Annotated in this window: 28 protein-coding genes; 24 read left to right on the top strand and 4 right to left on the bottom strand. The window is 68.0% G+C overall.

All coding sequences use genetic code 11. From position 1 onward, the window contains the following. Positions 1-48: 48 nt before the first annotated feature. Together WEA29_02600 and WEA29_02595 are read right to left on the bottom strand one after the other, a co-directional pair. The gene (locus WEA29_02600) at positions 49-285 is read right to left on the bottom strand and encodes a DUF427 domain-containing protein (protein ID MEX2322647.1); all 237 of its coding nucleotides are present in this window, start codon (positions 283-285) and stop codon (positions 49-51) included. Between the two features lie 24 nt (positions 286-309). Beyond that, the gene (locus WEA29_02595) at positions 310-594 is read right to left on the bottom strand and encodes a DUF427 domain-containing protein (protein MEX2322646.1); all 285 of its coding nucleotides are present in this window, start codon (positions 592-594) and stop codon (positions 310-312) included. A gap of 146 nt (positions 595-740) precedes the next feature. On the opposite strand from WEA29_02595, the gene clpB reads away from it, so the two are divergent. The 9 genes from clpB to WEA29_02550 all read left to right on the top strand — a co-directional run bounded on the left by clpB (position 741) and on the right by WEA29_02550 (position 10,818). Continuing rightward, entirely contained in the window at positions 741-3,308 is a 2,568-nt protein-coding gene (gene clpB / locus WEA29_02590; protein MEX2322645.1) for an ATP-dependent chaperone ClpB, read from the top strand. A gap of 287 nt (positions 3,309-3,595) precedes the next feature. Continuing rightward, positions 3,596-5,134 (top strand): S1C family serine protease, encoded by a 1,539-nt coding sequence (locus WEA29_02585; GenBank protein MEX2322644.1) that lies wholly within the window; start codon positions 3,596-3,598, stop codon positions 5,132-5,134. 230 nt (positions 5,135-5,364) lie between these two features. Beyond that, positions 5,365-6,048 (top strand): hypothetical protein, encoded by a 684-nt coding sequence (locus tag WEA29_02580; protein MEX2322643.1) that lies wholly within the window; start codon positions 5,365-5,367, stop codon positions 6,046-6,048. A 372-nt stretch (positions 6,049-6,420) separates the two neighbouring features. Further along, entirely contained in the window at positions 6,421-6,855 is a 435-nt protein-coding gene (locus WEA29_02575) for an NfeD family protein (GenBank protein MEX2322642.1), read from the top strand. A gap of 36 nt (positions 6,856-6,891) precedes the next feature. Further along, positions 6,892-7,824: an SPFH domain-containing protein gene (locus tag WEA29_02570; GenBank protein MEX2322641.1), complete on the top strand. Its 933-nt coding sequence runs from the start codon at positions 6,892-6,894 to the stop codon at positions 7,822-7,824. Positions 7,825-7,916: 92 nt separating this feature from the next. Then, complete coding sequence (locus WEA29_02565; protein ID MEX2322640.1) at positions 7,917-8,279, top strand: four helix bundle protein; 363 nt, start codon at positions 7,917-7,919, stop codon at positions 8,277-8,279. Between the two features lie 62 nt (positions 8,280-8,341). Next, positions 8,342-8,692 (top strand): carboxymuconolactone decarboxylase family protein, encoded by a 351-nt coding sequence (locus WEA29_02560; protein ID MEX2322639.1) that lies wholly within the window; start codon positions 8,342-8,344, stop codon positions 8,690-8,692. Next, positions 8,689-9,507 carry a prolipoprotein diacylglyceryl transferase gene (gene lgt / locus WEA29_02555; GenBank protein MEX2322638.1) on the top strand — a complete coding sequence of 273 codons (819 nt, stop codon included), beginning with the start codon at positions 8,689-8,691 and terminating at the stop codon, positions 9,505-9,507. Before WEA29_02560 ends, lgt begins: the two co-directional genes overlap by 4 nt. A gap of 141 nt (positions 9,508-9,648) precedes the next feature. Continuing rightward, positions 9,649-10,818, top strand: coding sequence for a M20 family metallopeptidase (locus tag WEA29_02550; GenBank protein MEX2322637.1), 1,170 nt, complete (start codon positions 9,649-9,651; stop codon positions 10,816-10,818). A gap of 1 nt (position 10,819) precedes the next feature. Here the strand turns inward: WEA29_02550 and WEA29_02545 are convergent, their stop codons facing one another. After that, positions 10,820-11,071 (bottom strand): AraC family ligand binding domain-containing protein, encoded by a 252-nt coding sequence (locus WEA29_02545; protein ID MEX2322636.1) that lies wholly within the window; start codon positions 11,069-11,071, stop codon positions 10,820-10,822. A gap of 1 nt (position 11,072) precedes the next feature. After that, positions 11,073-11,351 (bottom strand): hypothetical protein, encoded by a 279-nt coding sequence (locus WEA29_02540; protein MEX2322635.1) that lies wholly within the window; start codon positions 11,349-11,351, stop codon positions 11,073-11,075. A gap of 89 nt (positions 11,352-11,440) precedes the next feature. On the opposite strand from WEA29_02540, the gene WEA29_02535 reads away from it, so the two are divergent. The 15 genes from WEA29_02535 (at position 11,441) to WEA29_02465 (ending at position 26,630) form a co-directional block, all read left to right on the top strand. After that, complete coding sequence (locus WEA29_02535) at positions 11,441-12,055, top strand: TetR/AcrR family transcriptional regulator (protein MEX2322634.1); 615 nt, start codon at positions 11,441-11,443, stop codon at positions 12,053-12,055. A 6-nt stretch (positions 12,056-12,061) separates the two neighbouring features. Beyond that, positions 12,062-13,099 carry a ferrochelatase gene (gene hemH, locus WEA29_02530; GenBank protein ID MEX2322633.1) on the top strand — a complete coding sequence of 346 codons (1,038 nt, stop codon included), beginning with the start codon at positions 12,062-12,064 and terminating at the stop codon, positions 13,097-13,099. Further along, the gene (gene hemF / locus WEA29_02525) at positions 13,096-13,983 is read left to right on the top strand and encodes an oxygen-dependent coproporphyrinogen oxidase (protein ID MEX2322632.1); all 888 of its coding nucleotides are present in this window, start codon (positions 13,096-13,098) and stop codon (positions 13,981-13,983) included. The genes hemH and hemF overlap by 4 nt, the downstream gene beginning before the upstream one ends. 92 nt (positions 13,984-14,075) lie before the next feature. Then, on the top strand, positions 14,076-15,227 hold the full coding sequence (locus WEA29_02520; protein MEX2322631.1) for a hypothetical protein: 1,152 nt from the start codon (positions 14,076-14,078) through the stop codon (positions 15,225-15,227). Then, positions 15,220-16,077, top strand: a complete 858-nt coding sequence (gene hemC, locus WEA29_02515) for a hydroxymethylbilane synthase (GenBank protein ID MEX2322630.1) — start codon at positions 15,220-15,222, stop codon at positions 16,075-16,077. The genes WEA29_02520 and hemC overlap by 8 nt, the downstream gene beginning before the upstream one ends. After that, the gene (locus WEA29_02510) at positions 16,074-16,760 is read left to right on the top strand and encodes a uroporphyrinogen-III synthase (protein MEX2322629.1); all 687 of its coding nucleotides are present in this window, start codon (positions 16,074-16,076) and stop codon (positions 16,758-16,760) included. Before hemC ends, WEA29_02510 begins: the two co-directional genes overlap by 4 nt. Then, the gene (hemB, locus tag WEA29_02505) at positions 16,757-17,734 is read left to right on the top strand and encodes a porphobilinogen synthase (GenBank protein MEX2322628.1); all 978 of its coding nucleotides are present in this window, start codon (positions 16,757-16,759) and stop codon (positions 17,732-17,734) included. The genes WEA29_02510 and hemB overlap by 4 nt, the downstream gene beginning before the upstream one ends. Continuing rightward, positions 17,731-19,014 carry a glutamate-1-semialdehyde 2,1-aminomutase gene (hemL, locus tag WEA29_02500; GenBank protein MEX2322627.1) on the top strand — a complete coding sequence of 428 codons (1,284 nt, stop codon included), beginning with the start codon at positions 17,731-17,733 and terminating at the stop codon, positions 19,012-19,014. The genes hemB and hemL overlap by 4 nt, the downstream gene beginning before the upstream one ends. Next, positions 19,011-20,009, top strand: coding sequence for a uroporphyrinogen decarboxylase (hemE, locus tag WEA29_02495; GenBank protein MEX2322626.1), 999 nt, complete (start codon positions 19,011-19,013; stop codon positions 20,007-20,009). The genes hemL and hemE overlap by 4 nt, the downstream gene beginning before the upstream one ends. Next, entirely contained in the window at positions 20,006-21,388 is a 1,383-nt protein-coding gene (gene hemN / locus WEA29_02490) for an oxygen-independent coproporphyrinogen III oxidase (GenBank protein MEX2322625.1), read from the top strand. Before hemE ends, hemN begins: the two co-directional genes overlap by 4 nt. Further along, positions 21,388-22,704, top strand: a complete 1,317-nt coding sequence (hemG, locus tag WEA29_02485) for a protoporphyrinogen oxidase (GenBank protein ID MEX2322624.1) — start codon at positions 21,388-21,390, stop codon at positions 22,702-22,704. Before hemN ends, hemG begins: the two co-directional genes overlap by 1 nt. Then, complete coding sequence (locus tag WEA29_02480; protein MEX2322623.1) at positions 22,701-23,855, top strand: MFS transporter; 1,155 nt, start codon at positions 22,701-22,703, stop codon at positions 23,853-23,855. Before hemG ends, WEA29_02480 begins: the two co-directional genes overlap by 4 nt. Positions 23,856-23,915: 60 nt before the next feature. Next, positions 23,916-24,734 carry a class I SAM-dependent methyltransferase gene (locus tag WEA29_02475; protein ID MEX2322622.1) on the top strand — a complete coding sequence of 273 codons (819 nt, stop codon included), beginning with the start codon at positions 23,916-23,918 and terminating at the stop codon, positions 24,732-24,734. 45 nt (positions 24,735-24,779) lie between these two features. After that, positions 24,780-25,991, top strand: a complete 1,212-nt coding sequence (locus WEA29_02470; GenBank protein MEX2322621.1) for an amidohydrolase family protein — start codon at positions 24,780-24,782, stop codon at positions 25,989-25,991. Between the two features lie 114 nt (positions 25,992-26,105). Then, positions 26,106-26,630, top strand: a complete 525-nt coding sequence (locus WEA29_02465; protein ID MEX2322620.1) for a secondary thiamine-phosphate synthase enzyme YjbQ — start codon at positions 26,106-26,108, stop codon at positions 26,628-26,630. The last annotated feature ends 60 nt before the right edge of the window (positions 26,631-26,690 follow it).

The following is a 26,690-nucleotide window of genomic DNA, read 5'->3' as shown; positions in this document are numbered from 1 at the left end:
ACACTCCCCCGACTATTCCGGTGCGAGCGGCTTCGCCAGCACCCTCGTTCAGGCTTCGACTGCCACGCCCTTCCAGAAGGCGACCCGATCTCGGATCTCCTCGGCGGCTGGCTTGGGATCGGCGTAGTACCAGGCAGCCCCACGGTTGGTCTGGCCGTCGACCACTATGTCGAAGTACGCGGCCGTGCCCTTCCAGGGACACACACTGTGCTGGTCGTTTTCCACCAAGAACGGAGGGGGACGGTCGCGTCGTGAGGTCGGCCGGTTAGTTCTCGAACTCGACATTCCCCGGCGTTCTGCCTGCGCCGGTCACTGCTCGACCCTGACGCCCTTCCAGAAGGCGACCCGGCCGCGGATGTGCTCGGCCGCCGGAGACGGCTCCGGGTAGTACCAGGCGGCATTGCAATTGATCTCGCCGTCGATGGTCACATCGAAGTACGAGGCGACGCCCTTCCACGAGCACACCGTGTGATGGTCGGTCTCCCGAAAGTAGGTGTCGTCGATGGCGGCTCGGGGAAAGTAGTGGTTGCCCTCGACGACGACGGTGTCATCACTCTCAGCGATCAGCGTGTCGTTCCAATATGCCTTGGCCAATGGGACTCCTCTTTCTCAGGGCCAACCGGCCCGGGGACCCGAGCATTCCGAGAACTCAGGCGAACCGCGAATCGTGAAACGCGCATTGCGCCCTCTCCACTCATATTTAGTGGAACACCACGAATAAGATATGTGTTGACACTCCCATGGACCTGAACACGCTCACCACCAAGGCGCGCCAGGCGCTCGTCATCGCCAGGGACGAGGCGACCCGCCGTGCTCACCAGGCGATCACGCCGCAGCATCTGCTCCTCGGCCTGCTTGGCGAGTCGGACGGTCTCGTCCACCCGATCCTCGAGAGGGTCGGGGTCGACCCCCTGTCGCTGCGCAATCGGGTGACCGACTCCCTCGACGCCCTCCCCCGCGTGCACGGCGGAGCCGAGGCCGCGCTCGACAAGGCATCGGTTGCCGTGCTCGAGGACGCCGACCGGGAACGCACCAAGATGAAGGACGACTTCGTCTCGGTAGAGCACCTGTTGCTCGCTCTCGCCGCCTCGAAGACCCCCAGCGCCGAAGCCCTGCAGACGCTGGGTGGCAACCGTGACGCCATGCTCGCCGCCATCGCCGAGCAGCGCGGACCGCATCGCGTCACCAGCGCCGACCCCGAGGCGCCGATGAACGCCCTGGAGCAATACGGCCGCGATCTGGTGGAACAGGCACGCCGCGGTCGGCTCGACCCGGTCATCGGTCGTGACGACGAGATCCGCCGGGTCATCCAAGTGCTCACGCGCCGCACCAAGAACAACCCGGTCCTCATCGGCGAGCCCGGCGTCGGCAAGACCGCCATCGTCGAGGGGCTCGCCGCTCGCATCGTCGACGGCGACGTGCCAGAGGGGCTCAAGGGCAAGCGGGTCATCGCCCTCGACCTAGGCGCCATGGTGGCCGGCGCCAAGTACCGCGGGGAATTCGAGGAGCGCCTCAAGGCGGTACTCGATGAGATCCGCGCCGCCGCCGGCGAGATCATCACCTTCCTCGACGAGATGCACACCGTCGTCGGTGCCGGCGCCGCCGAAGGTGCCATGGACGCTTCCAACATGCTCAAGCCGATGCTGGCCCGCGGTGAGCTGCGCATGATCGGCGCCACCACCCTCGACGAGTTCCGCAAGCACATCGAGAAGGACGCCGCCCTGGAGCGCCGCTTCCAGCCGGTGCTCGTCGAGCCGCCCAGCGTCGAAGAGGCGATCGGGATTCTGCGCGGTCTCAAGGACCGCTACGAGGTCCACCACGGCGTGCGCATCACCGATGCCGCCCTGGTCGCCGCCGCTGTGCTCTCCGACCGCTACATCACCGGCCGCCACCTCCCCGACAAGGCCATCGATCTGATCGACGAGTCCGCCAGCCGCCTGCGCATCGAGATCGACTCGATGCCCGAGGAGATCGACGAGCTGGAGCGACGCCGCCGCCAGATCGACATCGAGCGCGCCGCCCTCGCCAAGGAGAGCGACACCGCCTCGGCCAAGCGCCTGGAAGCGCTCGCCGAGGAGTACGAAGGACTCTCCACCGAGATGGACCGCCTCATGGAGCACTGGAGCGCCGAGAAGGAGGCGATCGCCGCTTTGCGTGATACCAAGGAGCGGGTTGAGAGCGCCCGTACCGAGTCGGAGCGGGCCGAACGGTCCGGCGACCTACAGCGCGCCGCCGAATTGCGCTACGGGACCATCCCCAACCTCGAGGCCTCCCTCGACGAGCAGCACCAAGCTCTCGCCGACCTCCAGGCGGAGATGACGATGCTCAAGGAGGAGGTCGACGAGGAGGACGTCGCCCAGGTGGTGAGCCGCTGGACCGGGGTCCCGGTGTCGCGGCTCCTGGAGGGCGAGGTCGAGCGGCTCATCCACCTGGAGAAGCAACTCCACGAGCGTGTCGTGGGCCAGGACCCCGCCGTCGCCGCCGTCGCCAACGCCATCCGACGCTCCCGCGCCGGGCTCGCTGAGCGGGGCCGCCCCATCGGGTCGTTCCTGTTCCTCGGCCCCACCGGCGTCGGCAAGACGGAGCTGGCCCGAGCCCTGGCCGAGTTCCTGTTCGACGATGAGCGAGCCATGGTCCGCATCGACATGTCCGAGTACATGGAGCGCCACGCCGTCAGCCGCCTCATCGGCGCCCCGCCCGGCTACATCGGCTACGAGGAGGGCGGCCAGCTGACCGAAGCGGTACGCCGCCGCCCGTACTCGGTGGTCCTGCTCGACGAGGTGGAGAAAGCACACCCCGATGCGTTCAACACACTGCTCCAGCTGCTCGACGACGGGCGACTCACCGACGGGCAGGGCCGCACGGTCGACTTCTCCAACGCCATCCTGATCATGACATCCAACCTCGGGTCCGAGTTGATCACCCACGGGATCGACGACGAGGAGATCACCGAGCGGGTGATGGCGGTGGTGCGGCAGCACTTCCGACCCGAGTTCTTGAACCGGCTCGACGACACCATCGTGTTCCGTCGCCTCACCCAGGAGAATCTGCGCCAGATCGTCGCCATCCAGATGGAGGGCCTGCGCCGCCGCCTCGCCGGGCGGGAAATCAGTCTCGAAGTCACCGAAGACGCGATGACCTGGCTGGCCGAGCACGGCTACGACCCGGACTACGGGGCGAGGCCGCTAAAACGACTCATCCGCACCGCCATCGAGGACCGGCTCGCGCTCGAGTTGCTAGAGGGCCGGGTGACTGCTGAGTCGACAGTGACCATCGACGTGGATGGTGAGGAGTTGGCGATTCGCTGAGGTCGGGGGCGGCTGACTCCCGAAGAGGGGGGATCGGCCCGAAGGGTTCGGACGGAGGAGGGCTAACCCTCGGCAGACCTCCAACCACCTGCTCGCTACATGCCTGACACCTGCCAAAACCGACGCGATCGGAGCGCGACATCCGTTCGGGTCGTGGGGCGCCGCCAAGCCCCCATCGGCCGCTCAGTGAACGCACGCCAGGGATGGGGGCCGCGGTGTACAGTCGGCGGAACAAGAGCCGGGGGACGCTCGAACAGTCGCCTCGCGACACCGATGGGAGCAACCAAGTGAGACGCTTTGCTCTGATGATGGCGATGCTGCTGGTCGTCGCCGCCTGTGGCGACGACGGCGCAACCACCACCACGTCCACCGCCCCGACGACCACGCCGGATTCGGGAGGGGCGGTCACCAGCCTGCAAGGCGTGCGGTCGGCGACCGTACAGATCGTCGCCCGAGGCACCTTCGTCGACCCATTCGAGGGGACCCAGATCAACGTCCCCGGCGCCGGCTCGGGCTTCATCATCGACCCCAGCGGGTTGGCAGTGACCAACAACCACGTGGTCACCGGAGCCGCCACCCTCGACGTGTACGTCCAGGGTCACGACCAGCCGCTCAACGCCCGGATCGTTGGGGTCTCAGAGTGCAACGACCTGGCGGTCATCGACATCGCCGGAGACGGGTTCCCCTACCTGGAGTGGTACGACGGGCCGATCACCACCGGCCTGAGGGTCTACGCCGCCGGATACCCCCTGGGCGACCCGGAGTACACCCTCCTCGAAGGCATCGTTTCCAAGGACCGGGTCGACGGGAACACCCCGTGGTCTTCCAACGACGCCGTCATCGAACACACCGCTGCCACCCATGGGGGAAACTCGGGCGGGCCGGTGGTCAGCGAAGACGGCCGGGTGGTGGCGGTCCACTACGCCAACAACAACGTGGGCCAGCGGTTCGCTCTCGCCCGGGACATCGCCCGGCCGGTGATCGACCAACTCAGCGAGGGGACCGACGTCGAGAGCCTTGGGATCAACGGCGAGGCGTTCATCGTCGAGGGGTTCTCCGGCATCTGGGTGTTCTCGGTGAAGTCGGGCTCTCCCGCCGACGTGGCCGGGGTCCAGGGCGGTGATCTGGTCACCTCCCTGGAGGGCCTGCGGCTCGGCGAGGACGGGACCATGGGCGACTACTGCGACGTGCTGCGCACCCGCTTGGTGGACGACGTGCTCGCCATAGACGTGTACCGGCCAGCGACCGACCAGGTGCTGCGCGGCCAGATCAACGGGCGGGAACTGGAGGAGGTCAACCTCCCCGGCCAGGGCACCGGCAACGAAGACCCACAACCCCCAGGGACGGACGCGTACACCTACTCAATCATCACCGACGACTCCGGTTCGCTCCAGGTGAGCGTGCCCGATCAGTGGTTCGACGTGGCGTCGGGCATCTGGAACTACAACGGGTTCGAGGCGGGACGCTTCCTGAGCGCCTCTCCGGACCTCGCCATGTGGGCAGAATCTTGGGGCATCCCCGGGCTGTTCTTCGGCGCATCCCAGCTGCTCGGCATGAGTCCCGACGAAGTCCTCGACGCTGGGCGTTTCGACGACCAATGCGACTATCTGGGGCGGTTCGAGTATGACGACGGACTGTACGTCGGCGTCTTCGATTCGTACGAGAACTGCGGCCCCGAGGGCAGTCTGTTCTACGTCATCGCCGCCGAGCCGCCGGACTTCAGCTTCCTGGTCTACCTGCAGGTGTCGGTGGCGACCGACGCCGACGTGGCTGCACTCGACGAGATCATCAGGACGTTCCAAGTGGTGGGGGACATAAGTCCCTGAGTCCGAGATCGACTCGGTACCCGGGGAGATCGACGAGTTGGAGCGGCGTCGCCGGCAGGTCGACATCGGCTCAGAGGCGGGCAGCTGACCGAAGCGGTCTGCCGCCGCCCGTACTCGTGATCACCGTCGACGCGGCCGGGGGGAGCTGGTGATTCACTGAGGTCCGGATCGCGAGAATATTCACGCTCCATCGCTAGATTCCGGTAGCACACCGAGGGAGGAATCATCCGATGGAGCGTCTCCAGAGTCCGTGGAACATCGTGGTCCCGGTCGCCCTTGGCGTTGCCTTTGCCCTCGGTGTCATGCTGCTGATCGTCACCCTCACCGGTCCGCACGACCCCAATGCGACCACGACGACCGCCCTCGCCGACACCACCACGACGGCGGCACCGGAGACGACCACCACGACGGAGCCGGCGACCACCACCACCGCAGAGACGACCACGACCGCAGCCGACGTCGACTTCGCCGACGACTTCGACGAGGTACTCAATACGGAGATCACCGGCAACCCCGGCCCCAGCCTGACGGATATCCGATTCGGCGCTCACCCGGGCTACGCCCGCATCGTGTTCGACCTCACCGGCAGCGGCACACCGATGTATCACGTGCGCTACGAGGACCCGCCCTTCTACACCGACGGTGAGGGAGCCGAAGTCGAAATCAACGGCAGTGCCTTCCTCGTGGTGACCATGAGCCCCGTGTCGTCCTACGACACCGAGTCGGAGGAGTTCGAGCTGGTGTACACAGGCGATCGCGAGCTGTACCCGGGCCTGGACCCGATTGTCGAGGTGATCAATACCGGCGACTTCGAAGCCCAAATGACCTGGATCATCGGCCTCACCGGCCAGAAGGGCTTCCGGGTGCAGATCCTGCAGGACCCCCTGCGGATAGTCATCGACATCGCGTCTTAGGGGGCGAGGGTCGAGTAGCGAGGGCGCAACCCCCCGCTCGCGACGCGCCAGCCCTCCCCCCTCCCCGCCTTCGGCGGTACTCCCCCCTTCAGGGGGAGGAACCGCAAAGCGGGACCTCCCAACCCCTTCAGGGCGAGGAACCGCAAAGCGGGACCTCCCAACGCGGTTCCCTCCCCCGAAGGGGGAGGTGGATCGGCCCGAAGGGCCGAGACGGAGGGGGAGGGTTGACCCATCGCGAGGCCCTGCCTTCGTTCTCGCTCATCGCCATCCTGGCCCCTCGCCCCTGGCCCCTCGTCCCTCGCCCATCGTTCCTCCTGGCCCTCGCCCCTTCCCGCTTGGCTACCCTTTGCGCAGGGACATAAGGAGCACCGCATGGACAATGAGACCTGGCGCTGGGTGTGGGTCATCGCGACCCTGGTCCTCGGATTCGGTGAGATCGTCACCGCCGGGTTCTTCATGCTTCCGTTCGCCGTCGGGGCCCTCGTCGCCACCGTTCTCGCCTGGGTTGGCGTCGCGCCGTTGGTTCAGTTGCTCACCTTCCTCACCGTTTCCCTCATCGCACTCTTCGTGCTGCAGCGGTTCGTCAAGAAGATCGACAAGGACACGCCCCTCATGGGTTCCAACCGCATGCTCGGGCAGAGAGGCAAGGTCACCGAGATCATCGACCCACAGTCCGGCACCGGACGGGTGCGCGTCGAAACCGAGGATTGGCGGGCCACCACCGACGGGGACGACCTCGAGGTGGGCGCCGCCGTGCGGGTCACCGGTATCCGGGGAACCCGCCTTGTCGTCGAGAAAGTCGATTGATCGGGCCGACACCACCGGCCCTCGAGGAGAGGTGAGATGAACTTCGACATAGACCCGGTACTCCTGGTACTGATCGTCATCGGCCTGGCGGTGCTGATTTATGCAGCAAAGGCCCTCAAGATCGTCACCCAGTTCGAAAAGGGACTGGTGGAGCGGTTCGGCCGGTTCGACCGGATGGTCGACCCGGGACTGCGTTTCATCATCCCGTTCATCGAGCGCATCCGCCGCATCGACATGCGCGAACAGGTGGTCGACGTTCCACCCCAGGAGGTCATCACCAAGGACAACGTGGTGGTCACCGTCGACGCCGTCGTCTACTACCAGGCGACCGACCCGGTGAAGCTCAAGTACAACGTGGCGAACTTCATCCTCGCCGCCACCAAGCTGGCCCAGACGAACCTGAGGAATATCGTCGGCGAACTCCAGTTGGACGAGGCGCTCACCTCTCGCGACATGATCAACGCCCAGCTACGCAGCGTCCTCGACGAGGCCACCGACGTGTGGGGCACCCGGGTGGTCCGCGTCGAAATCCAGCGGATCGACCCGCCACCGGACATCACCGAGGCCATGCACCGTCAGATGAAGGCGGAGCGTGATCGTCGTGCCACCGTCACCGAGGCCGAAGGTGAGAAGCGTGCCGCCATCCTTCGCGCCGAAGGCATCAAGGAGGCCCGCATCCTGGAGGCGCAGGGCCAGGCGCAGGCGATCAAGGAAGTCGCCGAGGCGGAGAAGTTCCAATTGCACACCGTGGCCGACGGTGAGGCGCAAGCGATCGAGCGAGTGTTCGCCGCCATCCACGCCGGTGACCCGTCGCCCGACCTCATCGCTATTCGCTACTTGGACGCGCTACCCAAGATCGCCGACGGTCAGGCAACCAAGCTGTTCTTCCCCTACGAAGCCAGCGGCATCCTGAGCAGCCTGGGAGCCATCAAGGGCGTGTTCGAGGACGACGGGGGCAAGAAGAAGTAGGCAGCTGCCAGCTACCAGCTACCAGCTACCAGCTACCAGCTACCAGCACCGAGCATCTTGACTTTGGTCGATCGGTATGCGACGAAGCGGGCGTGGCCGATTACGAGAAGCTCAGGGTCTGGCAAGAAGCGCATCGGGTTGCACTGCGGGTGTATGCCGTCACTCAGAAGTATCCGAAGGCCGAGCGATTCAGCCTGACTCAGCAGACTCGTCGGGCGGCCGCCTCGATCGCGTCGAACATCTCGGAGGGCGCAGGCCGCGGCTCTGATAGGGACTTTGCTCGCTTTGTTCGCTACTCAGTCGGATCGGCGAACGAGGTCGAGTACCAGCTCCGTTTGGCTGCGGACCTGGGGTATGTCGACCCCGCCACCCACGCCGACCTGCGCGAGAATGTACGACTCGTTCGGTCGATGCTGGGTGCTCTCGGTCAGCGCCTCACACCCCGTCGCCGGTAGCCGGTAGCGGGTAGCCGGTGGCTGGACCACTGGCCACTCTTTGACCTCTACCATCCCCGCTCATGACCACCCACTGGCACGATGTGCTCGCCGATCTGCGGGGACCGGCGTTGGAACTGCGCGAGGCGATGGGTGAGACGTGGTCTGGGTTCGTCGCGATGAGTTCCGCTGCCACCGAGGATGGGGTGATCCCCGCCCGGCTCAAGGAGGTGATGGCGCTCGCCATCGCCGTGTCCGAGCAGTGTGACGGGTGCATAGCCTCCCATGCCAAGAAGGCAGCACGGGCTGGCGCCACGCCCGAAGAGGTGGCTGAGGGCCTGGCGGTGGCTTTGTCGATGGGCGGCGGGCCGGCAGCCACTTACGGTCCCCGGGCCTGGGAGGCGTATCAGGAGTTCCGGGCGGACGAGTCGTGACCACGCTGCTCGCATCGATCCCGTCGCCGCCGTTCAACACGATCGACCTCGGCCCGCTGACCATCCACATCTACGGCATCCTCATGGGGATCGCCGTCGCCACCGCCTACACGATCACCGTGCGGCGCTACGAGCGATTCGGCGGGGACCCGGAGGTGGCGGGTAAGACGGCCATGTGGGCGATCGTCATCGGCTTCGCCGGCGCCCGCTTCGCCTATGTGATCAACCGGTTGGACCGCTTCGAGGGTGACTGGCTCGGCGTGTTCCGCATCTGGGAGGGCGGCATCGCCATGTTCGGTGGCCTCACCGGCGGCATCCTCGGGGCGGTGTGGGCCATCCGGCGTCACAAGGGCGACTTTCCGGCGTTCTTGGACGCGGTGGCGCTCGGACTACCCGCGGCCCAGGCGATCGGGCGCTGGGGCAACTACTTCAACCAGGAGCTATTCGGCACGCCATCCACCCTGCCGTGGGCGTTGGAGATCGCCCCGCATCGACGGCCTCCCCAGTTCGCCGAATTCGCCACCTTCCACCCGACGTTCCTGTACGAGTCGCTGTGGAGCGTCGCCACCATTTTCGCCCTGCTGTGGGTAGAGAAGCGCTTCACCCTACGCCGCGGCAGCCTGTTTCTGTGCTACCTCATCTCGTACGGCACCATCCGCTTCGGCCTCGAGCTGCTGCGCACCGACACCAGCTTCCGACTGTTTGGCCTCAGCCGCAACGGGTGGGTGTCACTGTTGGTGACCCTCGGCGCGGTGGCCTTCCTGGTGTGGCGGGAGAAGAGAGGGCCGAGGGACGAAGTAGCGAGTAGCGAGTAGCGAGTAGCGGTTACCGAGTAGCGAGTCGTAGCCGCTTGCTCGCGACGCGTAAGCCCTCCCCCCTCCCCGCCTTCGGCGGTAGCCGGTAGCCGGCAGCAGGTAGCCTCCTCCTGCTGAGTCCACCAAGGAGCATGCAACCCGATGGCGACCGACCTCAAGCAGCGGGCTCGTGAGGCCTTCGATGCCGTGGAGCAGGATCTCCGCGATCTGAGCCGGTGGATGTATGAGAACCCGGAGATCGCCTATGAGGAGCGCGAGGCGTCGCGTCGCCTAGTCGAGCTGCTCGCCGGTCATGGCTTCGAGGTCGAATACCCGGCATTCGGGCTCGAGACGGCATTCGCCGCCCGAGCGGGATCGGGCGGCCCCGAGGTGGTCATCTGCGCCGAGTTGGATGCACTCCCCGGGGTGGGTCACGCCTGCGGACACAACATCATCGCCACCTCCAGCGCCGGCGCCGGCATCGCCCTCGCCGGAATGGCGGATGAGCTCGGGATCCGCGTGACCGTGCTGGGAACGCCCGCCGAGGAGGCCGGTGGCGGCAAGGTGGACCTGATCAACGCCGGCGCCTTCGAAGGTGCCGCCGCGTCGATGATGGTGCACCCTGTGCCAACCCCAGAAGAAGTGGTCGATCCGAGTGCGCTGGCGATCATCGACCTGATGGTCGAGTTCCGGGGCAAGGACGCCCACGCCTCCGCCTCGCCCTGGGAGGGCCGCAACGCCCTCGACGCCTTCGTCCAGCTGTACGTCAACGTGTCGACGTTCCGTCAGCAGATGCGTCCCAGCGACAAGATGCACGGCATCGTCACCAAGGGCGGCGACGCCCCCAACATCATCCCGTCGTACACCGCCTCCAAGTGGTACGTGCGGGCGGCCACGAAGGCACGCCTCGATGAACTGGTGGAGCGCTTCCGCACCATGGCAGAGGCCGCAGCGGCGTCCACGGCGTGCCAGGTCACCTTCACCCGGATCAGCAACGAGTTCCAGCACCTCACCCACGAGCCGACCATGGTCGAGCTGTATGCCGCCAACTCCGAGGCCCTGGGCCGCCCGCTGCGCCGACAGAGCGACGCCGACAAGCTGAGCGCCGGGAGCACCGACATGGGCAACGTGAGCAACGTGGTGCCCAGCATCCACCCCTACGTCGGCATGGCCACCGACGGTGCGGTCAACCACCAGCCCGAGTTCGCCGCCCACACGATCACCCCGGACGGTGAGAAGGCGCTGCGCGATGCGGCCCTGTCAATGGCATGGACGGTGATCGACCTGGCCGTCGACGAACGCTGGGGCGACCTCCAGCAGCCGAACGCCTGAGTCAGTACCGGGCTGCCTCCCAGCACACCACGCCGGATTCGCCGACCGACGCCGAGTGCTCGGTGCCCGCGGGGAGGTCCATGCGATCGCCGGCGCGCAGCACGATGTCACCGTCGGCGGTGTGGAAGGTGATCGACCCCGAGTCGCAGATCAGCACCTTGTGATACGGGTGGCTGTGGGCGGCGTACCGGTGGCCCGGACCGTTCGACCACCGATAGGACTCCAGCCCCTCGGCGGCGAAATCGACGGGCACCTCACTCATCGTCGAGGTATCGGCCCAACTCGGCGGGGTAGTCGTCGAAGTACCAGGAGATCGACCCCAGGTCGAACTTGGGGAGGATCGAGGTCCGCGACTCGCGATCGAGGAGGAAGCGGAACGACGCCCGCACCACCGCCTCCTTGGGGGCGTCGGCCAAGTGGTCTTCGTACCAGTCAGGGTCGATCGTCACCGTGTGGGAACTCGAACTGGAACCATCGCTGAGGTCGACCCGGAACGACCACTCGTCGAGGGTCTCGATGCCGATGTCGGTCACCTGCGGAACATAGCGCACCGGCCGCGGCCGCATGTTCCGACGCGCCGTCGAGGACGATCCACGCCCGATTGAGTTACATTCAGGGGGTCATGCCCCGAATTCGCGCGGCCACGATCGCCGAACACAAGCGCCAGACCCGCGAGGAGATCCTCGATGCGGCCGCGGCACTTTTCCGCGCCCAGGGATACGGCGACACCGCCCTCGCGGACATCGCCGGGTTCGTCGGCATCGGGCGAACCACGCTGTACGAGTACTTCGTCGACAAGGAGGACGTACTCGTCCACCTGGTCGAGCGGTCGCTGCCCGAGGCCGTCGACGAGATGGTCGACGGCCTCCCCGACGGCCTCACACATCGCGAGCGACTCGGTGAGCTGATCATCCGAGGACTCGAGTTCGTCTCCAGCGACGCCGACTTCGGCAGCACGCTGATGCGGGAGCTCCCCAAGCTGAGTCCCGAGGCCCAGGCCCGGGTGCGCGCGGCCCACGGCAGGCTCGAAGACGAGGTGACCCGGCTCTGTCGCGTCGGGATCAGCGACGGCGAGTTTCGGGCATTCGACCCCGCAGACGCCAGCCGCATCGTCTTCACCATCATGATGTCCGCCTCACAGGCCCTGCTGCGGGACCGTGATGCCAAGCAGCGCGTCCATGAGGTCGCCGACACCCTGGTCCGCTTCGTCTTCGACGGTCTCGCAGCCGACCGCTGACCCCCGATGACCGCCCGCCCGACCGGGGTCCTGCTGCTCCAGTTGGGCACCCCCGACTCGACCTCGACCCGGGACGTGCGCCGGTATCTCCGGGAGTTCCTCTCCGACCCCCGGGTACTCGACATGCCCGCGGTGGCACGACGGGCGCTGCTCGAGCTGGTGATCCTCCCCTTCCGGCCCCGCCGCTCCGCCCACGCCTACCGACAGATCTGGACCGACCGCGGGTCGCCGCTGCTCGCCCTCAGCAACGACCTCGTCGACGCCCTCTCCCAGCGACTCGGCCCGGCGTACCGGGTGGCGCTGGGGATGCGGTACCGCAACCCCCCCGTTGCAGCGGCGGTGACCGACCTGCTCGACGCCGGGTGCGAACGACTCGTCCTGATCCCGCTGTTCCCCCAGTACTCATCGGCCGCCACCGGATCGGCGGTGCAACGAGCGCTCGACGAGATCGGCCAACGGGTCAATGTCCCGGGGATCGCCGTGGCGCCGGCGTTCTACGACCATCCCGGTTTTGTAGAGGCCCAGGCGGCGCTGGCCGCACCGATGATCGAGGAGCACCGCCCCGACCACGTGCTGTTCTCGTACCACGGGCTCCCCGAGAAGCAGATCCGCACCTCGGACACGACCGGCAGCTGGTGCCTGGCATCGGCCACGTGCTCGTCGGAGATGACCACCCAGAACCGCTTCTGCTACCGGGCCCAATGCCATGTCACGACGCGTGTCATCGCCGAGCGCCTCGGACTCCAGCCCGGGTCCTTTTCGACGGCGTTCCAATCCAGATTGGCCGGCCAGAAGTGGATCGAGCCGTACACCGATCGGGTGATCGTCGACTTCGCCGAGCGCGGCATCCGGCGCCTCGCCGTGTTGACGCCCTCGTTCACCACCGACTGCCTGGAGACGCTGGAGGAGATCGGCATCCGGCTCCGCAACCAGTGGGCCGACCTGGGCGGAGAGTCGCTAGCCCTAGTGCCCTGCGTCAATACGCACCCCCTGTGGGTGGACGGCCTCGCCGGGATGGTCGAGTCGGTCGGGATGCGGGCGTGAGCACCCCCATCGACCGCACCAGCGTCGAGGCCCGGTACCGCGACCTCCAGGACGTCCTGTGCCGGAGTCTCGAGGAGATCGACGGTGGGTCCCGGTTTACGACGGACACCTGGGAGCGCACCGGTGGCGGCGGTGGCACCACCCGGATCCTCACCGGAGACGGCCCCATCGAGAAGGCGGCGGTCAACGTGTCCGCGGTCTGGGGGACACCTCCCCAACAGCTCGCCGACGGGATGGCGGCAGGTGCCAAAGAGTTCTTCGCCAGCGGGCTGTCGACGATCGTCCACCCCTCCAACCCCCACGCCCCCACCTTCCACGCCAACATCCGCTACTTCGAAACCGATGACGCCGCCTGGTTCGGGGGCGGTTCCGACCTGACCCCGTACTACCTCTACGACGAGGACGCCCGCCACTTCCACGGGGTGCTCAAAGAGACCTGCGGCCGCCACCCCGTGGCCGACTACCCGGCGTGGAAAACGGCCTGCGACGCGTACTTCCATCTCCGGCATCGGGGGGAAGCCCGGGGGGTCGGTGGCATCTTTTTCGACCACCTGACCGACGACCTCCCGGCGGTGTGGGCCTTCCAGCAGGACCTGGGCGACCACCTGGCAGCCTCCTACATCCCCATCCTCGAACGCAGGATCGACACCCCCTATGGAGCGGAACAGATCGAGTGGCACGAGGTCCGGCGGGGCCGCTACGTCGAGTTCAACCTCGTGTGGGACCGCGGGACGAGGTTCGGCATCGAGACCGACGGGCGCACCGAATCGATCCTGGCTTCCCTCCCCCCGAGAGCCCGCTGGGTGTACGACCACCAACCGGAACGCGGCTCACCGGAGGCCGAACTGCTGGAGATGGTCCGGGGAGAGCCCCGCGACTGGTGATGACCCGGGAGGCATAGCGCTCCGGGGCGCCAGCGCCGAGCATTACGACTCCGTGTCGGGATGACGCGGCCGTATCGTCGCGCGGACCCACGATGCGCATTTCCTCTGCCAGTTACGCCTACCCGCGCCTCGATACCGAGTCGCGCGCCACGATCGCGCGCCGACTCCTGACGAGCCCAGTCCCGGACGACACCGTGGTCCTCTCGACGTGCCTGCGGGTGGAGATCGTGACCAGCGGAGATGCCAAGCACCTCCGGCGGGTACTGCACTCGATCCTCGGCGAAGAACTCACCGAGCAGATCCCTGGGCAGATACGCTCCGACCGAGCAGCCGTGGTACACCTCGCCCGCGTCGCCGCCGGGCTGGAGTCGCCGATCCTCGGCGAAGTCGAGATCCTCTCCCAGTTCAGGCAGGCGGTGAACGAGGCCGAGAAGGCGGGACGCATCGGTGGGATCTTCGCCAGGCTCATGGAGGCGCTGGTTTCGATCGGACGCCGCGGACGAGATCTCATCCCCGGGTCGGCACACGCCTCGATGGGGATGATCGCCGCCCAAGCCGTCGGGGCCGCCACCGAGGTCGCCATCTTCGGATCGGGGACGATGGCGACCGCCGTGGCGACCGCCCTGCGCTCGCTCCCGGCGCCGCCGCGGGTGACCCTCCTGGCCCGCCGACCCTCGGCGGTCACCATCACCGGCGTCGAGGTGTGGCCGTTCGAGAGGGTCCTCGAAGCACTCGAGCACTTCCCCGCCGTGGTCTCGGCCACCTCGGCGAAGCAGCGGCCCATCGACGACGACAGCCTGCGCGGCGTGCTGTCGGCGCGCACCTCGCCGCTCGTCCTGGTCGACATGGCGATGCCCCCCGACTTTGTGCCCCCCGACGGATCCATGGTCGAGTACGTCGACATCGATGCCTTGGCTCGCGTCGCCGATCGGCGGCCCCGGGGGGAGGACGCCGACGCCTTCGTCGCCGATGCCGCCGCCGAGGCGCACCACCGCTTCGCCGACCACCACGAGATCGCCCCGATCATCAGCGGCATGGTCGCCTCGGCCGACGACATCGTCGAGCGGGTCGTCCAGCGGTTCGCCGGACGGCTCCAGTCCGAGGAGGAGATCGCCGTACTGCGCCAGGCGGCCCACACCGTGTCGCGCACCTTGCTGGCGGGTCCCATCGAGTACGTGAAGCGGGCGGACAGCAACGAAACACTCGAAGCCCTCGCCGAGGCGTTCGGGGTCGCCGATGAGTGACCTGGTGCTCGCAACCCGCGGGTCGGCCCTGGCGCTGGCCCAGACCCGTCTCGTCGCCGAGGCGCTCCAGGCGGCTCACCGGGGTCTGACGGTGACCGTCCTCGAAGTCACCACACAAGGCGATCGCGACCGCACGACGCCGGTGACCGAACTGACCGAAATGGGGGCTTTCGTCCGGGCGGTGCAGCAAGCGGTACTCGACGGCTCCGCCGACCTCGCCGTCCACTCCTGCAAAGACCTGCCCACCGCCGGCCCCGACGGCCTCGTCGCCTTCTACCCGAAGCGGGCTGCGCCGTGGGACGTGCTGTGCGGCACCACCCTCGACGACTTGCCGCGGGGTGGGAGGGTCGGAACCGGTAGCCCGCGACGAGCCGCCCAGCTCGGCGTGCTGCGTCCGGATGTCGAGATGGCGGAGATCAGGGGCAACGTCGGCACCCGGCTCGACCAGGTCGACCGCGGCGACTTCGACGCCATCGTCCTCGCCGAAGCCGGACTGCGCCGGCTCGGCATGGAGGACCGGATCGCTCATCGGTTCAGCCTCGAGGAGATGGTCCCGGCCCCCGCCCAGGCAGCGATCGCCGTCGAAGGACGGGAGGGGTCGAGCGCCTCCGAACTCGCCGCCGCCATCGACGATGCCACCACCCGGCGGGCCGTGGAGGCCGAACGGTCGCTGCTGGCGCGCACGGGAGCGGGATGCCGTGCCGCGCTGGGCGCCCTCGCCACCACTGACGACAGTGGGATCACCCTCACCGCCTTCGTCCACGACGAAGCCGGGACCCGCCGAGCCCGCGTCACCGGCTCGGACCCCGACGAGGCGAGCCGACTCGCACAGGAAAGGCTCGGCCTGTGAGCCGGGTCGCCATCACCACCGCCCCGGACCGCGCCGAAGCGGCTGCCGCCCCCTACCGCGCTCATGGCCTCGAGCCCGTCCTCCTGCCGTGCGTTCGCATCGCACCCGCTGCGGAAAGCGTGATCTCCGACATCCGCCACCAGGCAGCCGGAGCCACCTGGCTGGTGGCGACCTCGCCACGAGCCATCGCCATCGTGTGGCCCGACGGGGCGATGCCGTCAGTCCCGGTCGCCGCCGTCGGGTCGGTAACCGCCCGGGCAGTCACCGACGCCGGCGGGACGGTGGGACTCGTCGGATCGGTCGGCGCCTTCGAGCTGGCGGCCGGACTCGGTGAGGGTGACGGCACGGTGGTGTTCCCCCACGCCGCCGGTACCGATCCCGGCGTCTTCAATGCGATCACCTCGGCAGGGTGGAACCTGTTCGAGCGGGCGGTGTACGAGACGATGCCGGTCGCGCCGCCGGACGCTGACGTCGACGCCGTGGCCTTCGCCTCACCGTCGTCCATCCGGGGATGGTCGATGGCGAAGCCGCTCGAAGGGCTGGTGATCGGTGTCATCGGCCCCACGACGGCCCGGGCGCTGGCAGAGTACGGCGGGGTTCCCGACCTGATCGCCGAGCCTCCCAGTCATCAGGGGCTGGCGACGCTGATGGCCGCGCATCTCACAGAAAGGGTCGACAGATGACCTACCCGGTCGGCCGGTCGCGACGGCTGAGGCGCTCGGCGGCGCTGCGGCGCATGGTGGCCGAGACGAGGCTCCATCCGGCGTCCTTCGTGCTGCCGCTCTTCGCCGTGCCTGGCACCGACGTCCGCAAGCCGATCGACTCGATGCCCGGCCACGCGCAACTCTCCGTCGACCGACTCGTCGAGGTGGCCACCGACGCCCGCGACGCCCGAGTAGGCGGGGTGATGCTGTTCGGGATCCCCACGGCCAAAGACCCCCGTGGATCCGGGGCCTGGGATCCCGACGGCCCGGTCCCCACGGCCATCCGGGCGCTCAAAGAGGCCGTTCCCGACCTCGTGGTGTGGGCCGACGTCTGCCTGTGCGAGTACACCGACCACGGCCACTGTGGGGTGATCGCCGGTGACACCGTGGACAACGACGCCACCCTGCCGCTGCTCGCCCAGACAGCCGTCGCCTACGCCGACGCCGGGGCCGACGTCATCGCACCCTCGGACATGATGGACGGACGGGTCGGGGCGATCCGGTCCGCTCTCGACGGCGCCGGGCATCCCGAGCTGGCCATCTGCTCCTACGCGGTCAAGTACGCCAGCGCCTACTACGGGCCGTTTCGGGAAGCGGCCGAGTCGGCACCATCGTTCGGCGACCGGCGAAGCCACCAGATGGACCCCGCCAATCGGCGCGAAGCGCGGGTCGAAGTGGAACGCGATCTCGCCGAGGGCGCCGACATGGTGATGGTGAAACCGGCGGGGCCGTACCTCGACGTGGTCGCCGACGTGCGAGCCCGCGTCGACGTACCGGTCGCCGCCTATCAGGTGTCCGGGGAATTCTCGATGATCCGGGCCGCCGCCGAGCGCGGATGGATCGACGGGGAGCGGATCATGATCGAGTCGCTCACCGGCATCGCCCGCGCCGGGGCCGACGTGATACTCACCTACTTCGCCGTCGAAGCCGCACGCGCACTGGAGAACTCATGACCGCAGACCCCACCGCCGAGGACTGGCTGCGACGCGCCACCGCCGTGATCCCCGGCGGCGTCAACTCGCCAGTCCGTGCCTTCGAGTCCGTCGCCGACCACCCGGCCTTCGCCGCCAGCGCCAAGGGCGCCACGATCACCACGATCGACGGTGAGATTCTCGTCGACTTCATCGCCTCGTGGGGAGCGCTCATCTTCGGACATGCCGACGACGACATCGTCGACGCCATCACAAATGCGGCTCGCAAGGGCACCTCGTTCGGTGTGCCGACCACCCTCGAGGTAGAGCTCGCCGAACTCATCGTGTCCCTGGTTCCGGCCGTGGACGTCGTTCGGATGGTCAACTCGGGTACCGAGGCGACGGCATCGGCGATCAGGGTGGCTCGGGCCGCCACCGGGCGGGCCGGGATCGTCAAGTTCGAGGGCTGCTACCACGGCCACGCCGACCCCTTCCTGGTGAAGGCGGGGAGCGGGGCGGCGACCCTCGGGGAGCCGGACAGCCCCGGCGTTCCAGCGGCCACAGTCGCCGACACCCGGGTGGCGCGGTTCAACGACCTGGACAGTGTGCGGTCGCACTTCGCGGCAAAGGACATCGCCGCGGTGATCGTCGAACCGGTTGCCGGGAACATGGGAGTGGTGCCGCCCGAACCCGAGTTCCTGCCGGGTCTGCGTCGACTGTGCGACGAACACGGGGCGCTGCTCGTCTTCGACGAGGTCATGACGGGTTTCCGGGTCGCTCGCGGCGGCGCACAGGAGCGCTACGGCGTCACGCCCGACCTCACCACCCTGGGCAAGATCGTGGCCGGAGGCACGCCGGCGGCTGCCTACGGGGGACGAGCCGATCTCATGGGCATGGTGGCTCCGAGCGGGCCGGTATACCAGGCGGGCACCCTGGCGGGGAATCCCATCGCGGTCGCCGCGGGCCTCGCCTGCCTACGCAAGATCGTCGCTCGGGACGACCTCTACGATCGGATCGAGGAGATCGGAGCGGCGCTCGATGACGCCCTGGCCCGGGCGCTCGTCGACCTGAGCATCCCCGGCTGCGTGCAGCGGGTCGGCGGCATGCTCACGCTGTTCCTCGGACCCGATCGGGTGCGCTCGTGGGATGACGCCGCCACCGTGGACCGCGACCGGTTCGGCGCCTTCTTCAGAGCGGCGCGGCGCAACGGCGTGCTGCTGCCCCCGTCGCCGTTCGAAGCCCTGTTCGTGATGGAGGCACACCGCGACGCACTGGACTCGACCATCGAGGCGCTCGTCGACGCGCTCGCCGAGGTGAAGTGAAACTCGTCCGTCCTCTGGTCGAGGCCCTGAAAGGCCGGGGCGTCGAACGGACCCCCGTGTGGGTGATGCGTCAGGCCGGGAGGTACCTTCCCGAGTACCGGGAACTCCGGGAGCGCTACGCCTTCCAGGAGGCGGTGTCGACCCCCGAAGTCGCCGCCGAGATCACGCTCCAACCCATCCGACGCTTCGCCATGGACGGCGCGGTCATCTTCGCCGACATCATGACGCCACTCGAGGCGATGGGTGTCGAGATGACCTTCGATCCGGGCCCGAGGCTCCGTCCGCACACCCTCGCTGAGATCGCTCGTCTCGGTCAGCTCGACACCGAGCGGGTCGGATTCGTGGCAGAGACCATCCGGCTCGTCCGACAGCAGGTTCCCGAGACCACCGCGGTCCTCGGATTCGCCGGAGCGCCGTTCACCCTGCTCGCCTATCTCGTCGAAGGCGGTGGGTCGAAGGACTTCATGAGCCTTCGCGGAGCCATCCGGGCAGATCCCCCGGCTGCCACCGAGGCGCTCACCGCTCTGGGAACGGCCATGCAGGCGTACCTCGGCCTCCAGGTCGAGGCGGGAGCCGACGCAGTGCAGTTGTTCGACACCTGGGCGGGGCTGCTCGACGTGGAGACCTACGACGCCCTCGCCGTGCCCGCCGCCCGGCTGAGCATCCACGGCCTAGACGCTCCGCGCATTTACTTCGCTCCGGGGGCCGGCCACACGCTGGAGCGCCAGCGAGCCGCCGAGGCGGACGCCTACGGAGTCGACTGGCGCCTGCCCATCGATGAGGCCTGGCGGCGTATCGGTGAGGACCGGGCAATTCAGGGCAACCTGGATCCTGCGGTGCTGCTCACCGATCCCGACACCATCCGCACCGAGACCCGGCGCGTCCTCGACGCGGTCGGTGACCGGCCCGGCCATGTCTTCAACCTGGGCCACGGCATCGATCGAACCACCCCGCCGGAGCACGTGGCAGCCCTCGTCGAGGAAATCCGGGCGTGATCACCGCCGAGCTCCTCGCGAAGCACGACCGCCCCGGCCCCCGCTATACGTCGTACCCGACCGCCGTCGACTTCACCGACGCCTTCGGACCCGACGAGCACGCAGACCGGTTACGCGCCGCGGCGAGGGACAGACCGAACGAGGCACTGTCGCTTTACGTTCATCTTCCCTTCTGCAAGGCCCGCTGCGCGTTCTGTGCGTGCCACGTCGTCGTTGCCCGCAATCCACGGCTCGTCACCGGATATCTGGATCGAGTGATCGCCGAGGCCTCGCTCGTTGCGAACGGGCTCAGTGGCCGGCGACGGGTCGACCAAATGCACTGGGGCGGCGGCACGCCGACGGCCTACGAGCCGAGCGAGTTGGAGCTGCTCCACGGTGCCCTCGAGCGCTGCTTCGACATCGCTCCGGATGCCGAGCTCGCGGTCGAGGTGGATCCGAGGATCACCACGATCGAGCACATCGACACGCTTGTCGGGCTGGGATTCAACCGCCTCTCGATGGGCGTCCAGGATCTCGACCCTGAGGTACAGGTGCTGATCGGACGGAATCAGACCCCCGAGCAGACGACGGCGCTCTACGCGGCCGCGCGCTCAGCGGGGTTTCGCTCGATCAACCTCGATCTCATCCACGGCTTGCCCGGCCAGACAGAGACCACCATGAGGCAGACTCTCGACACCGTGCTCGCCATGAGGCCGGACCGGCTGGCCGTCTACCCCTTTGCGTTCGTCCCCTGGATGAGACCGCATCAGCGGCGGATCGACGAGACGCTCATTCCGGACACGTCGACGCGGTTGCGCCTATTCGCCCAGACAAGGAACACCCTCGTCGACGCCGGCTACCGACCTATCGGCATGGACCACTTCGCCCTCCCCGACGACGACCTCGCAGTGGCCGACGCAGCCGGCACGCTCGGCCGTACTTTCATGGGTTATACGCCGTCGGCATCGGCAGAGGTGGTTGCCCTCGGCACCTCAGGGATCTCTGACATCGACGGCGCGTACGCACAGAACCACCGACGCCTCGCCTCGTACCTGGCGGCGGTGGACTCCGGGGAGCTCCCGGTGGAGCGTGGCCACCGGCTCACCGCCGACGACCTCCTGCGGCGTGAGGTGATCACCGCGGTCATGTGCCGCTGGGGTGTCGACCTCGGCGAGGTCGCCCGTCGACACGGAGTGGAGGCGTCGAACTACTTCTCCAATGAGCTCACCGCTCTCTCCGAAGCGGGCGGGCTCGTCGACGAGGAGCTGGCCACGGTCGATGGGCTTCAGATCCGACTCACCGAGCAGGGCCGCCCATTCGTGCGGCGTCTCGCTCAGGTGTTCGACGCTCACACCGCTCGTCGGTCCACGGACCGCCCGACGTTCTCTCGAGCCCTGTGATGGAGGTGCGCGTTGCGATCGTCGGCGGCGGCCTCTCGGGTCTGCTCATTGCGACCGAACTGCGCCGCCGCGGCGTCGATGACATCCTGGTACTCGAAGCCGCCGGACACGTCGGAGGGGTAACCCGCACGATTCACGCCGAGGGATACACGCTCGAGCCGGGGGCCGGGACGTTCCTCCTGCCGCACCGCCACCTCAGTCCCCTCCTCGAGGAAGCGGGAGTGGCGATCGCCAAGGCGGAGCCAGTGGCGTCCGATCGCTACGTCTACGCCCGCGGACGGTTGGTCGCCGTGCGTCGATCGCCACGCATGGCACTCGCACCAATCCTGGGGTGGAGGGCCAAGGCACGCGCCGCTCTCGAGCCGGTCGTCCGATCGCGGCCGCGGTCCGACGACGAAAGCCTCGCCGACCTCCTCGAGCGGCGCTTCGGCCGCGAGACGGGGCGCCTTGTCTCCTGGCTGGCGGCCTCGGGGGTCTTCGCCGGGGACCCGCGACGCCTCTCGGCCCGCTCGTCGTTCCCCCTGCTCGCCGCGCTCGAGAAGGAGTCCGGATCGATCGTTCGCAGTGCCCTCCGGCGCAGGCGGACAGCCACCAGGACGGACGAGACTCCCCAACCCCACCTCCCGGTACCCGATATGGCCGGAGTAGCCGATGGGCTCGCCTCCGCGCTCGGAGTCCGCCTGCGCACGTCCTTCGAGGTTGCGGCCGTCACCGCAGGCGGTTCCACGGTGACGATCGACGGGCTGGAGAGGGTTCGAGCACAGCACGTGGTGATCGCGACCAGCCCTTCCGTCGCCGCCCGAATCCTCCAAGGAGGCGTGGCCGCGAGTTTGAATGAGTCCGTCACCGCCCCGGTCACGGTGGTGTGGCTGGGAGGGAACGACGACGCCGTGCCACTGCCGGATGGGTTCGGGGCCCTCGTCGGTCCCGACACCGGCACCAAGCTACTCGGGATACTGTTCGAGTCGTCCTACGCGCCGAGCAGGGCACCCGAAGGGAAAAATCTCGCCAAGATCATCGTGGGGGGAGCCACCAACCCCGACGTGGCTGCGTGGGACACGGACCGTGTCATCGAGGCGGTCGTCTCGGAGGCGTCACGGATACTCGGTCGCGACCTCGCCCCCGACTTCACACGAGTCGTTCGACACGCCGACGGGATCCCCCAGTACGAGGTGGGGCACCAATCCTGGGTGGCGACGGTGGCGGCGGCGACACCGCCTGGAATCCATCTCGCAGGGTGGGGGTACCGAGGCGTCGGACTCTCTCACCTCGCCGCAGATGCCGTCGCGGTGGCGGACCGCGTCACCGCGCCATGAGTCGGCGGCATCCAAACCCCCCTGGCTTCTGGGCCGTTTGGGCGGCGGTGGCCATCGACCTGCTCGGTTTCGGCATCATCATCCCGATCCTCCCCCTGTACGCCGAGGACTTCGGCGCCACGCCCGGGACGATCGGCCTGCTCGTCGCCGCCTACTCGCTCGCCCAGTTCGCCCTCGCGCCCGTCTGGGGGCGGCTGTCGGATCGGTTCGGCCGCAGACCGATCCTGCTGCTGACCATCGCCGGATCGGCGGTGGGCAGCCTGATCCTCGGACTGGCGGGCGGGTTGGTGATGCTGTTCGTGGGCCGGGTCCTCGACGGGGCATCTGGAGCCAGTGTGTCCGTTGCGAGAGCCGTGATCGCCGACACCTCCGATGCTGCCGACCGCCCCCGGCTGATGGGACTGCTCGGCGCCGCCTTCGGCGTCGGCTTGGTGGTGGGACCGCTGATCGGAGGGCTGGCGGCGCTCGGCGGGCGCTCCCTTCCGTTCTTCGTGGCGGCGGCGCTATCGACGATCAACCTCATCGTCGGCTGGGCACGCATCGCCGAGACACGCTCGTCTGCGATCCGGCCAGCGACAGAAGGACCGCGGTCGATCCCGGCACGGGTGCGCCGCCTGGTGGCCCTCACCTTCGTCAGCGTCGTCGCCTTCAGTGCCTTCGAAGCGACCTTCGCCTTGCTGGGCCAGGAGCGCCTCGCGATGACGCCGTCTTCCGTCGCCTTCGCCTTCGCCGGCGTCGGTGTGATCCTGGTCCTCACGCAGGCGGTCCTTGCCGGGGGCCTCGCCACGCGCCTCGGCGACACCGGAAGCATCCGCCTGGGCCTGATGATCAACGTGGTGGGGTTCCTGCTCCTCTCCGAAGCGGCGAGCGCCGGCGTGCTGGCCTCGGGCCTGGCCCTCCTCGCCTTCGGTCAGGGGTTGCTGGTGCCCGTGGTGTCATCGGCCGTCGCCGGCGCCGCCGGGAGCTACGGGTCGGGAGCGGCACTCGGTGCCCACGCATCGGCGGGCGGACTCGCCCGAGCCGTGGGACCGGTGATCGGCGGTGTGCTCTTCGGCATCTCGACGGCAAGTCCCTACCGACTCGCCGCCGTCCTCGTCGCCGCCGCGGTGCTCCTAGTACCACGGGCCAGCGGGGCAAGACAGCCGGGGTAGGGACGACACGCCGTCCCTAGGCTCTCCTCCGATGAAGCCCGCCTTGCCATCCCGCACTCCATGAGCCCGCTCCGACTCGCCTCGCGGCTGAGACTGCTGACCAGACTCCGATCCGAGTACCGGGCGCTTCATCGTCGAATCGCCAGCCTCGAGAACGACCTGACGGAAGTGCGCGCAGATCTCCCAACGCTCGTCGACTTCCCCCTCACCCCAGCCGGGCAGTTGGTGGTGGCCGCTCAGCGAGCCGTCACCGAGCACGCTCCGCCCGACGCCTACACGGACCTGTACCGGGCGGAGGAGACGCTCTATTGGCTCCGGTTGCCGGCGTGGATCCTCGAATGGTCCGAACGAGCCGCTCCGCAACGCATGATCGACATCGGCTCCGGATACGGTGCCCTCGCCGTGTTCGCTGACATGGCCACTCCGGCGACGATCACCTGCGTCGACATCGACCCCGGCCGCATCACGACCGCACTGGCCGCATCGCATGCCCTGGTAGTCGTCAAAGCCAACGTCGAGATAGCGGATGTCCCCAACCCGCCTTACGACGGGGTCGTCATGACCGAGGTGATCGAGCACTTCAACTTCGCGCCCGTCCCGACCATGAGGCGCATCCACGATGCGATGACACCGGGCGGCCGACTGTTCCTCTCCACTCCCGACGCCGACTCGTGGGGTCGGGTGCCCGACTCCTACAGCGACTGGCGAGACATGCCACCGGCAGACCCGGCGGTCACCACCGAGGACCGACACATCTACCAGTTCACCGCCGAGGAACTGACCGAGGTTCTCACCGAATCCGGATTTACGATCCTGCGTATGAATCGGTCTCCCGGCCGCTGGGGGTTCCACCTCAACGTCGAGGCGGGTCGCTCCTGACGGGCAGTCGCCCCTCGCCCCTCGCCCCTCTCTAACCTCGGACTCATGACTCGCACACTGTTCACCAAGGGGCGCATCTTCGACGGGACCGGCTCACCCATCGCCGACGGCGACGTCGTGGTCGAGGATGGGCGGATCGTCGAGGTCGGCACCGGCCTCGACGGCGACGATGCCGTCGACCTCGGGGGGCGGGCGCTGCTGCCGGGGCTGTTCGACTGCCATGTGCACGTCGTCATCAGTCACGTCGACATGTTCCGCCACCTGCAGACCCCGTTCTCGATGCGTTTCTATGAGGCGGCCCGCAATCTCGGGGCCACGCTGGCCGCCGGGATCACCACGGTCCGGGACGCCGGCGGTGCCGACCTGGGTGTCAAGACCGCCATCGAGCAGGGCTACATCAACGGTCCGAGCATGCAGATCTCGCTGGGGATGCTCAGCCAGACTGGCGGCCACGGCGACGGCTGGATGCCGTCGGGAGCGTATCTCCGCTTCCTCGGCGAGCACCCGGGCGTACCAAGCACCATCGTCGATGGGCCCGAGGAGATGCGCCGCAAAGTCCGGGAGCTGATCCGCATGGGTGCCGACGTCATCAAGGTGGCGACGTCCGGAGGCGTCCTGTCGCCTCGCGACGACCCCCGTCACGCCCACTTCCAGCCTGACGAGCTGGAGGTCCTAGTCAGAGAGGCCGCCACCCTCGGTCGCTGGGTGATGGCCCATGCCCAGGCCTACGACGGCATCAAGAACGCGGTGCGGGCTGGCATCCGATCGATCGAGCACGGGATCTTCCTCGACGACGAGGCCATCGGCCTGATGCTGAAGAACGGCACCTACCTAGTCCCCACCTTGGTGGCGCCTACCGGCGTCATCAAGGCCGCCGAAGCCGGCGCGTCCGTTCCCGACGAGTCGCTGCGCAAGGCGCGGGAGGTGGTGGAGATCCACCGGGATTCGTTCAGCCGGGCCGTCGCCGCCGGGGTCACCGTCGCCATGGGCACCGACAGCGGCGTCACGCCGCACGGCCAGAACCTCGACGAGCTGGCCCTGATGCGTGACGGGGGCATGTCGGCGTCCGATGTGCTGGTGGCGACCACCCGCAACGCCGCAGAGTGCATGGGGCTCCTCGAGGACCGCGGCACGGTCGAAGCGGGCAAACGAGCCGACCTGGTGGTCATAGACGGTGATCCACTCGACCTGGACGGGCTACGGGAGAGGATCGCGGCGGTGTATAGGGGCGGGTCGCTGGTTGCCGGCGGGTTTTGACCGAGCCGATCAGAAGCATCCGGCGCGCCCTAATCGCGCCTCCCCTTGACACCCGATACGCGCGTGTCCCCCGCTATCGTGCGAGCGCAGTACCTGACCCGGAGACATCGACTCGTGGACGAACACGCCATCACCCGCCGTGGTACCCGGAGCCCCGAAGGCTCCATCACCCTCCTCGCAGCCTCGGACAGCCCCCTCATCCGTACCGAAGTCCTCCACTTCTCGACCACCGACGGGACCGAGTTTTGGGACCTCACCGACTTCACCCGTGAGGTGGTGGCCCGTTCGGGAATCCGCCATGGCCAGGTGACGGTCCACACGCCACACACCACGACGACCATCGTCCTCAACGAGTCGGAAACGGGCTTTCTCAACGACTTCCGGCGGATGATGGACACCCTCGTCCCATGCGAGGGCTACTACGAGCACGACGACCCCGACCTCCGTACCGAGAACCTCCAGGAGGACGAGCTGGTCAACGGCCACGCTCACTGCCGCCAGATGCTCGTCGGCAGCGCATCGGCGACGATCCCGGTGGTCGACGGCGAGATGCTGCTCGGCATGTGGCAGAAGGTCCTCTTCGGAGAGCTCGACCAGCCCCGCGAGCGCCGCGTCGTGGTGCATGTGCAGGGGATCTGACCTTCGGTCAGATCCCGGCGATTCGCAATTCGCTATTCGCTATTCGCAAGGCGGTTCCTG

The organism is Acidimicrobiia bacterium (assembly GCA_040902765.1).
Classification (GTDB): domain Bacteria; phylum Actinomycetota; class Acidimicrobiia; order Spongiisociales; family UBA11373; genus DATKBG01.
Note: the sequence above shows the minus strand (reverse complement) of the source record. Positions and strands in the feature narration are given on the sequence as shown.